The sequence below is a fragment of the Nostoc sp. MG11 genome (assembly GCF_014904695.1).
Lineage (GTDB): Bacteria > Cyanobacteriota > Cyanobacteriia > Cyanobacteriales > Nostocaceae > Komarekiella.
The window spans coordinates 1-10,002 of sequence record NZ_JACXXN010000087.1; the positions used below are offsets into that span (position 1 = coordinate 1).

Annotated in this window: 6 protein-coding genes and 1 pseudogene; 2 read left to right on the forward strand and 5 right to left on the reverse strand. The window is 42.8% G+C overall.

Translation table 11 applies throughout. The features are described 5' to 3' along the window. Positions 1 to 370: 370 nt before the first annotated feature. Positions 371 to 2,143: a choice-of-anchor Q domain-containing protein gene (locus HCR01_RS35710; RefSeq protein ID WP_193200637.1), complete on the reverse strand. Its 1,773-nt coding sequence runs from the start codon at positions 2,141 to 2,143 to the stop codon at positions 371 to 373. A gap of 403 nt (positions 2,144 to 2,546) precedes the next feature. Between HCR01_RS35710 and HCR01_RS35715 the strand changes: the two are divergent. Both HCR01_RS35715 and HCR01_RS35720 read left to right on the forward strand, forming a co-directional pair. Next, a pseudogene (locus HCR01_RS35715) lies at positions 2,547 to 3,264 on the forward strand (IS1 family transposase). A gap of 67 nt (positions 3,265 to 3,331) precedes the next feature. Then, on the forward strand, positions 3,332 to 3,673 hold the full coding sequence (locus HCR01_RS35720; RefSeq protein ID WP_193200639.1) for a hypothetical protein: 342 nt from the start codon (positions 3,332 to 3,334) through the stop codon (positions 3,671 to 3,673). A 5-nt stretch (positions 3,674 to 3,678) separates the two neighbouring features. Here HCR01_RS35720 and HCR01_RS35725 read toward each other — a convergent pair whose 3' ends face one another. The 4 genes from HCR01_RS35725 to HCR01_RS35740 form a co-directional block, all read right to left on the reverse strand. After that, the gene (locus HCR01_RS35725) at positions 3,679 to 4,275 is read right to left on the reverse strand and encodes a Uma2 family endonuclease (protein ID WP_193200640.1); all 597 of its coding nucleotides are present in this window, start codon (positions 4,273 to 4,275) and stop codon (positions 3,679 to 3,681) included. Between the two features lie 111 nt (positions 4,276 to 4,386). Next, the gene (locus tag HCR01_RS39585) at positions 4,387 to 5,448 is read right to left on the reverse strand and encodes a hypothetical protein (RefSeq protein ID WP_226890015.1); all 1,062 of its coding nucleotides are present in this window, start codon (positions 5,446 to 5,448) and stop codon (positions 4,387 to 4,389) included. A gap of 662 nt (positions 5,449 to 6,110) precedes the next feature. After that, positions 6,111 to 8,054: a beta strand repeat-containing protein gene (locus HCR01_RS35735; protein WP_193200641.1), complete on the reverse strand. Its 1,944-nt coding sequence runs from the start codon at positions 8,052 to 8,054 to the stop codon at positions 6,111 to 6,113. 460 nt (positions 8,055 to 8,514) lie between these two features. Then, positions 8,515 to 9,765, reverse strand: a complete 1,251-nt coding sequence (locus tag HCR01_RS35740) for a hypothetical protein (protein WP_193200642.1) — start codon at positions 9,763 to 9,765, stop codon at positions 8,515 to 8,517. Positions 9,766 to 10,002: the final 237 nt, after the last annotated feature.

The following is a 10,002-nucleotide window of genomic DNA, read 5'->3' on the forward strand; positions in this document are numbered from 1 at the left end:
AGTTAATTTTATTGCAGACATCTTCGGAGTTGTTGCATAAATAATCTTAGTTCTAGAGAATTTTATCACTTCAAACCTTTTTTGCAACACAACCCGAAAAACCGAATTTTCAGCCGTTAACGTTCGCCTCCGGTCTCGTAGAGAAGCGGGAAAGCTGGGTTGGGCTGGTTCTTCAAAATTGGGAGCAACGGGCGCGGCGGGAAATGTGCCTTCTCTGCGAGACCGGAGGCGAACATGAGGAACTGTCGCTTCAACACTACAATCCTGGTTTTCTCCCGCATTACCACCGTGGAATTCTATTTTCGTAGATATCTACTGGCTGATTGCTACTTACCAGTTGGGAGGCTAATTGAACTGAACTAAATTAAAATTACAATGCGAAATTAATAGCATTTTTTAGTGCTCTGCTACTCACCTTGTTGACTTTAACCAACTTCAAGCGCCGACCAACACCAGAAGAACCATCCGAGTCGATAAAGACTATACTATCACTTCCTTGACTACCAAAGCTCAAATAGCCGCCGTCAACTGCATTAGCATAACTCAGATTGCCTAGACCAAGGCTACTAAACAACTGCCGCAGCACAATCTTGTCTGTACCAACTTTCAAGTCAGTAATGGTATCACCTGCATCTCGGTATCTAGTATAAACAAATTCGTCTGCCCCTGCACCGCCTGTCAGGGTATCTTCCCCTTGAAATCCAGTGATGATATCGTTGGCAGCAGTCCCTTTGATTTTATCCCGACTCCGTGTACCATTAATTACATTTACAACTGCCTCAAACGCGCCGATGTCTACTCGACCACCAGAGATGCGCTTAAAGCTAGAACCACGCCCGTCAAAGAGCACTTGTTCAGTGGTATTGCCGTCGCCATCAAAGTCTGTAGTATCAGCCGGGATGTCTGCGTTCTTACCACCATTAATGGCTCTGCTACCAGTGACTAGGGCATGGGTTTTGGTTGCACCACCGTTGTATCGTAAGTTGGTATTTAGGACTCGTTCGATGCCAACGTTAAGCTGTTCTTTTGCATTAAAGCCCTTACTACCATTTAAGTTGCCGATCAGGTTAAAGTTATTGCTGCTGAACAAACCTACTACATCGGGCTTAGTAGTGTTAGTCGAATCTTTTTGGGGTGTATCAAAGTTACCAGCAATAATACTGTTTTTGACTGTGGCAGTGCCAGAGCCAGAATTTTGGATACCGCCAGCACCGCCGTTCTGATAATAGTTGTAAGCAGTATTCAGCGTGATAGTGCTATTACTTAGCGCTAGTTTACCTTGATTGTAGATACCACCGCCTGCTTCTGCCGAGTTGCTACTGATAGTGCTGTTGTCAATCGTCAGGGAGCCAGAATTATAGATACCACCACCATCATTATCAATGGTTATCTGGTTGCTACTAATGGTGCTGTCACTAATGCTAAAGATGCCGGAATTATAGATGCCAGCACCAGAATCAGATGACTTATTACCGCTAATAGTGCTGTTAGTTACCGTTGCAGTGCCGCCAGAATTGTAGATGCCGCCTGCTTCCTTACCCCCTAAGTTGTCACTGATAGTGCTGTCCTTTACCGTGAGGAAGCCAGAGTTATAGATGCCACCAGCACTCCCATTAGATAAAGTGTAATTTTTACTGATAGTGCTGTCCTTTATCGTAAGGGAGCCAGAGTTATAGATACCACTGCCCAGATATCCCAAGTTGTCACTGATAGTGCTGTCTTTTAGCGTGAGAGTGCCAGAGTTATAGATGCCACTACCGAGATAACCAAAATTATTCTTGATGGCACTATTCAATAGCGTTAGAGTGCCATTATTAGTGATGCTACCGCTAGCATCAGAACTATAGCCATTGGTAACAGTCAGTCCGGCAATTTCAACAGTAACGTTGTTGCTAATTTCAAAGACACTACTTGCATTATTACCATTAATAGTTAGCAAAGAAGCACCTGTGCCTTTAATACTCAGGTCATCTGTAATTTGGAAGCTACTACCAGAAAGGGTTATGGTATCGGCAATATTATCAGTGAAGACTCCATTAAAGTTAATGGTGTCTTTTCCAGTCAGGGCATTAGCTGATAAAATTGATTGCCGCAACGAACCAGCACCACTGTCGTTGCTGTTACTGACATTAAATGTAGCCATTACTTATGTGACTCCGGTTTTTCAAAGATAAACATCACTTTATTTAGCTAGTAAGTCAGAGGGAAGAAGGACGAATTTGGCGGGGGACTCAGACCTTTGCTTCCTTTGATCGCCAGAAGATTGGCAAGAGTGGAGAAGGGTTTTCCTTCTGACTCCTTCCCTCTAACTTCTGACTTCTATTAAAGACTGCTTTAGACTGTTACAAATACAACCCTGGCATAATATATGTATAAAAATACTCCGTTACCAGTGCATATTATGATATGAGATTGAATAAAACAATCTCTCATTAGTTAGTAGACAAACAGCAAATATCCATTTTTTATTACGAAGAGTTTGACTTTACTTAAACAAGTAATAATCCCGGCGTTGCAGAATAGAAATATGAATTAGTGCGATCACTATGGAATGCCCAAGGTGTGCATCAACCCATATTCGCAAAAATGGTAAACAAAGAGGTAAGCAAAATTACATCTGTGTGAAATGTGGTCGTAAGTTTATTGATTCTTATGAACCGAAAGGTTACTCAGAAGAAATCAAGCGCGAATGTTTAGAAATGTATGTCAATGGTTCTGGCTTTCGGGCAATAGAACGGGTGAAAAAAGTGCATCATACGACTGTCATCAGTTGGATAAAAGAGGTTGGTAAGACTTTGCCTGATACACCCGAACAGGATGAAATACCAGAGATTACCCAAATTGATGAGTTGGAAACATTTATTGGTAAAAAAAAACAAAATTTGGTTGTGGACAGCAGTGAATAAGCACATTCCCGGTGTTATAGCTTGGATTTTGGGGAATCGCAGTTCCGGCACTTTTAAGCTTTTGTGGCAGACTGTAAGCTGTTGGCATTCTTATTTTTATGTTACAGATGGCTACCCAGTTTATCCTTGTTTTATTAGCGACGAAGACCATCTTGTTAGTAAAACCTATATGACCAGGGTTGAAGGGGAAAACAGTCGTTTTCGTCATTATCTTGCTCGACTACATCGTAAAACTTTCTGTTACTCCAAGACAGAACAAATGCTGAAATTTTCTATTCGATTGTTAATACATTATCTTAAGTATGGTTCACTGCCAGTCAAGATGTGTACCACTCGTATGGTTGCAGCGCTCGCCTGATTCATATCTTGATTCAGCAACGCCAAAACTTTGGTGGTAAATATGCAGTATTATCAAGTAGTATAAAATGAAACAACCCTGCAAAGATTGCCCATTCAGAAAATCTGTAGCTTATCCACTTTCGCTTGAAAAAGCGCATGATATTCTGCAAGCGATTACGCATGATAAAGCTTTCCACTGCCACAAAACAGTCGATTATTCTGACTCTCATGAAGGACGAATTACTTCTGAATCGAAACTGTGCTTCGGTGCAGTTTTGTTTTTAGAAAATACTGTTAGGGGCGGTTGTCGCTCCAATGTAATGTTCCGCTTTGGGTTGATGCGGAAAGAATTTAGGCTTGATGATTTACGCCAGGATGAAAGCGTGTATCAGAGTTTTGAGGAGTTTTTGGAGGAGGTTAGTTATTAAGTTTGTTAAAAATTAATGCGACGATAGATTTCAGTCAGGGGAATTTCTACGTTTAAGCTATGCACAAGGATCGTCTGTTCAAGGTTAGAGTGAACTTGCCATAGCCAGCGATCGTTACTGTTACGATCTTGATTGTGATATTGCTCAACGTAGGGTTCAGTTTGGCTCACAAGCATATATTCACAAAAGCTGGCAATAGAGCGATATTTTCGGAATTTCTCGCCTCGGTCGTATGCTTCGGTAGAGGGCGATAGAACTTCAACAATAACTATTGGATTGAGAATTTCATCATTGCGATTGCCATTGAACTCTGGTTCACCATTAACAACCATCAAGTCGGTATAAGTACCACACTGATATTCAGGAATCCAAACTCGTAAGTCGCTGTTATACAAGCGGAAATCAGTATCTCTCAGTAAAAACCCTAAGTAAATTAAGAAGTTGCTGGCGATGGCACTATGAGATTCCGAACCTCCCGACATAGTAATAATCTCTCCGTTGCGGTATTCGTGGCGTTCTGGATTAGTTTGTTCCATAGCCCGATACTCGTCTAAAGTAAGGTGAGTTGTTACCTTTGGGGAACTGGTTTGAGCAGAAACCACAATCAGACCTCTTGAATAATTAGCTCTAAAACTATTATCAGCAACGCAAAGAAGAATTGCCAATTTCATCATGACTTGGGCTATGGCGTATCCGTCCGCCGAAGATAATCACTACTCCCAATCAGCCAGCACCCCATCCACACACTCAATTCCCCATTGCAGAAACTTCGCCAGCAACTTCCTGATGACAATTTGCAACGCTGGATCATCGTTCCAACATTCCACAAGAAACTCAAAATCAGGTTTTTCCCCCAGCATCCCTGCCAACTCCAGTTTCTCCATACGCAGAGGTCGCATTTTTGAACGAATTGCGATGCCTTCTCTACGAGACGCTCCGCGAACGGCGGTAAACAACGCCTCACTCGACCATTTATCATCACTGGGAGCAGGTGCGGCAGAGCTTTGGTCAACATGAAGAGTTTTGTTGTCATCACCTGAAACCAAATTTTCAGCTTTTAACGAAGTGGAAAAGCTGGGTGAGGCTGGTTCTTCAAAATTCAGGACAACGGGCGCGGCGGAATAGGTGTCCTCATGAGGGATTTTCGCCTCAACATCACAAAAGAGGTTTTCTCCCAGCAACAAAGCAGATTGACCTTGTACAGTGTCCACGAGCGTTAGCGACGTGCAGTCCTTTACCGCAGGTAACTCTTTCTCCTCTTCCACGCTCTCAACAATCTGAGGCGACGCGCCCCCAAAAGGCTCGTCAGCCGTCACCTCTTGACGCGTATTTTCGTTTTGCGTGGAAGAATCACACCTCACGAACTCTTCACTAGAGTTCGTGAGGTGTTTCTGAGGAGTTCGTGAGGGTTCCAGGAACCCTTGTTCTAACTGACTTTGATCTGAGATAGATGCTCTGTACAAAGCATGTATTTCTTTAGAGGCAGCATCTATCTCTGTATTTTCAGAATTTGGTTCTAGTTTTTCAGCATCTTGTTTTTGTGACGCAGAATCAATCTGCTCCCAAAATTCCTTCATTCTGCTGCCGTGCAAATTCCGAATCATCCAACCAACGGTTTCACGTCCGTCTTGAATCGATTTGTCCGGTTTGAAAATGAACAGTCCACTGTCAGACAAAACTTTTTTAGCAGCGATGAAAGTGCTGTAACCCAGTCCAGTGGACAAAGGCATCCACCGGGAACCGTAAGGGTTAGCCGTCCAACATTCTTGCCACAATTGTGTTATTGATGGCTTTTGTTGCGATGTCTTACAGCATATCCCTGTTCTGTCACTCTCGGAAAACAATAATCGAAGCAATATTCTGAGCTTTAAGCTTTTATTTTCTAACAGTAACTAAAATTTATAGCCAAAACTCAGAAATTAAAGCTTTGAAAGGCTTTCATCTGTTGGGTTCTCCCAAACTGACAAAACAGGGATATGTTCGATTGGGATAATCACGTGAAGCCGTCTGTACAGCGATTAGGGTTTGCTAGCAGCAACAGACTTTTTGGACTTGGGACGAGTTATAACAGCTTCGTCAGTTCTACCAAATGTTATTTGATTACTTTGAGTCAAGTTAATTACTTTTTCTCAACTATACCTTCACAGACAGTTCAACCGCTCACGTTGGTGTTGCGTGAGTAAGTGAGCGAATCAGTAGCTCACGCAGGGCAAACGCGCGGCATTTCTGAAACCCCTATTGGGCAAGGATCTTGACGAAAAAATAGAATAAATTAAAAAACGCCGAAACCCTTGCTATTAAAGGATTCTTATACTTTAGATGCGTTTGCCCTGGTAGCTCACGCATTACCACCGTGGAATTCTATTTTCGTAGATATCTACACTGGTTGATTGCTACTTACCAGTTCAGAGGCTAATTGAACCGAACTAAATTAAAATTACAATGCAAAATTAACAGCATTGTTTAGTGCCGTGTTACTTACCTTGTTGACTTTAACCAACTTCAAGCGCCGACCAGCACCAAAAGAACCATCCAGGTCGATAAAGACTACAGTATCAGTCCCCTGACTACCAAAGCTCAAATAGCCGCCGTCAACTGCATTTGCATAACTCAGATTGCCTAGACCAAGGCTACCAAACAGTGGCCGCAGTATAATCTTGTCTGTGCCAACTTTCAAGTCAGTAATCGTATCACCAGCATCTCGATATTTGGTGTAAACAAATTCGTCTGCCCCTGCCCCGCCTGTCAAGATATCTTCCCCTTGAAATCCAGTGATGATATCGTTGCCAGCAGTCCCTTTGATTTGATCCCGACTCCGTGTACCGTTAATCACATTGACAACTGCCTCGAACGCACCGATATCTACTCGACTACCAGAGATGCGCTTAAAGCCAGAACCGCGCTGGTCAAATGATACTTGTTCAGTGATATTGCCGTCGCCATCAATGTCTGTAGTATCAGCCGGGATGTCTGCGTCTTTACCACCATTAATGGCTCTGCTACCAGTGACTAGGGCATGAGTTTTGGTTACACTACCGTTGTTCTTCAACGTAGTATCAATAATTGTTGTAATCGGAACGTTGAGTTGTTCGCTAACCTTAAAGCCCGTACTATCATTAAGAATGCCAACAAGGTTGAATCCGTTACTGGTAAAATTGCCTGCTACATCGGAATTGGAGCTAGTTTGCTTATCACCATAAGTAATTTTTGTGTTACCAGCAATAATGCTGTTTTTCACTGTAGCAGAGCCAGAATTAGAGTTGTAGATACCAGCACCACCACTTTCTCCATTGGGGTAATCTTCATTAGAAACCGTATTAAGCGTAATAGTGCTGTTGCTCGCGGTCAAATTACCGTTATTGTAGATGCCACGGTTGGGGTTGCTGCTGATAGTGCTGTTGCTCAGAGTTAAAGTTCCATCATTGTGGATGCCGCCAGAGTTACTGCTGATGGTACTGTTGCTTATAGTTGTAGTACCAGAATTGTTGATGCCGCCGCCCAAAATTGCCGAGTTTTTGCTGATCGTGCTATTGATCACAGTCAAAGTACCACCATTGTAGATACCGCCACTAGCACCATCTGATTGGTTGTCACTGATGGTGCTATTGTTCAATGTTAAGATAGCAAGATTATAAATGCCACTTGCAACCTCTGAAGAATTACTACTGATAGTGGTGTTATTTATTGCCAAAGCGCCAGAGTTGTAGATGCCACCGCCGAACCTGGCAGAGTTGTTGCTGATCGTGCTATTGATCACTGTTGCATTGCCAGAGTTGTAGATGCCACCACTACCATTGCCATAACGATCATGACCTCCGTTGTTGCCGTTAATAATGCTGTGGCTCACTGTTAAAATACCAGTATTGAAGATGCCGCCACCACCTGCGTATTCTCCTGATGTATTATTAGTAATAGTGCTATTGTTTACCATAAGAGTACCAGAATTATAGATTCCAGCACCTTGGTACTGTACTGAATTATCACTGATAATGCTGTTACCTACAGTCAGAGTGCCAGCATTGACAATACCACCCCCTCCTATCAAAGAATCCTCTCCATCTCCTGTATTTGTAAAGAAATAATAGCCATCGGCAACAGTCAGCCCCACGAGATCAACACTGATACTACTACTAATCTCAAACACACGGCTGGTATTATTACCGCTAACAGTAAGTAGAGAAGCACCTGTTCCTTGAATACTTAGGTCGTCTGTAATACTCAAACTATTACCATTAAGCGTTATGGTATCAGCGTTCTTATCTGCAAACACACCATCAAAATTGATCAAGTCTTTTCCAGTTAAAGCATTAGCTGACAAAATTGCCTGTCTTAGTGAACCGCTACCGCTATCGTTAGTGTTAGTGACGGTAAATATTGACATTGATGTTACTCCTATTTTTACTATGCGGGATAAAACAACGTTCTTGGCTCATGCTTGTAATAACTCGAGCAGCTTATTCGCTTATTCAGGATAATTTTGAAGAACGCACTATTTCTAGACAAAGCGCTGTGCTCACGTAAAACCCAGCAAAACGCTCAACAAGTAAATTTAAACCAGACTTTGCACATCTCCACCAATAGCACCAACACCAAACTTTAGTCAATCATAAATCAGGTTAATTGCTGCCTATCACTTAGCAACAAGACATAGCCCAACATCGTATCTAGCGATGTCAAAATTTGAGCAAGCATTTTCTGTACTAGATTTTGCTTTCTATAAATAGGCGGTTTACAAATCCGTTGTTATTGTGACATGAGTTTCAGTTTTTAATTTTTCGTGTTAACTCGAAATTATTACAAAACTTTGTATATCAAATTTTTAAACCAAACCGTCGAGATCGCTATTCCTCCCAATTAATTAACACCCCATCCACAATCGCAATCTCCCACTGCGGAAACTTCGCCAACAACTTCTTGATCACAATCTGCAAAGCCGGATCATTATTCCAACACTTCTGCAAGAAGTCAAAACCCGGATTCTCCCCTGAATTCGCCGCTCGGTTCAGTTTCTCTCTTCTTACAGGTCGCATATTTGACCGCGCAACAATCGCCTCATGTGACCATTTTTCAGCGCTGGTGACAGGTGCGGCGGAACCTTCGCCCTTATCAACTGCTTTGACTCCTACACCTGAAACTGAATTTTCAACCAACAACGTAGCAGAATAACCCTGTTCTACCTGCCCCTGAGTTTGATTAGCGTAGACGTGAAACGGCTTGTCGTTAGACATCGCAGAATTTAAAGATTTTTCATTTTTAGCGACGAGAGCGGCGGAACAAGCGCCTTCATGAGGGAATATCGCTTCAACACCACAATCCTGATTCTCAGCCAACAACGTTCGCGCAGCGTCTCGTAGAGAAGCGGGATTACTTTGTACAGCATCCACAAGCGCCAGCGTCGTGCAGTCCATTGCCACAGGCAAGTCTTTCGCTTTCTCTGACACGCTCTCGACAGATAGAGGCGACGCGACCCTCAAGGTAGCGATCGCCGCCTCCTCACAGTGCGAAATTTCGGTAAGCGTGTCAGAGTTACACCTCACAAACTCTACAAAAGAGTTTGTGAGGTGTTCCTGAGTAGTTCGTGAGGTTTTCCCAAACGCTTGCTCTGACTGACTTTTACCTAAAATAGATGCTTCATACAAAGCACCCATTTCTTCGGAGCCAGCATCTTTATCTGAAATCTCAGCATTTGGTTCTCGTTTTTCAGAATTTGGTTGCTGATTAAGAGAATTGGCTTTCTCCCAGAACTCCTTCATCCGGCTGCCATGCAAATTCTTCACCATCCAGCTAGCTGTTTCTCGGCCATCTTCTATGGACTTGTCGGGTTTGAAGATGAATAATCCACTTTCAGATAGAATTTTCTTCGCAGAGATAAAAGTACTATAACCCAAAGCACTTGTTAGCGGCATCCACCGAGAACCATAAGGGTCAGCCGTCCAGCATTCTTGCCACAATTGCGTAACTGATGGCTTTTGTTGCGAAGCCCACAACATATCTTCAATCGGGATAATCACATGAAGTCTTTTGTATGGTGACTGTGGTTTGCTAGCGGCAGCAGCCTTTTTGGGTTTGGGTTTTGTGATAGTTGCGGTCATTTTGCAATATCCTATTTATGTTGACGCACGGAAATTTTCCCCACTCTGATGCGGGGCTTGGTACTTGTATTTGGTTGTCTAAAAAGCCATCAGTACAGTGAAAGACTATTGAGGTTGCCAAAACCGCAACTCATCTCGGAAGGCTGTGTTGCAAAAATAGGTGCCTAAGCAAGTGTTATATTCTTTCAAGAGACTGAAATGCTACAGAGATGAACCCAAAACAACCATTTAAATGGC

What these genes read in the sequence shown, in the direction of transcription:
- HCR01_RS35710 (WP_193200637.1), bottom strand. Translation starts at nt 2,143, where the DNA reads ATGGCTACATTTAATGTCAGTAACAGCAACGACAGTGGTGCTGGTTCG.
- HCR01_RS35720 (WP_193200639.1), top strand. Translation starts at nt 3,332, where the DNA reads ATGAAACAACCCTGCAAAGATTGCCCATTCAGAAAATCTGTAGCTTAT.
- HCR01_RS35735 (WP_193200641.1), bottom strand. Translation starts at nt 8,054, where the DNA reads ATGTCAATATTTACCGTCACTAACACTAACGATAGCGGTAGCGGTTCA.
- HCR01_RS35740 (WP_193200642.1), bottom strand. Translation starts at nt 9,765, where the DNA reads ATGACCGCAACTATCACAAAACCCAAACCCAAAAAGGCTGCTGCCGCT.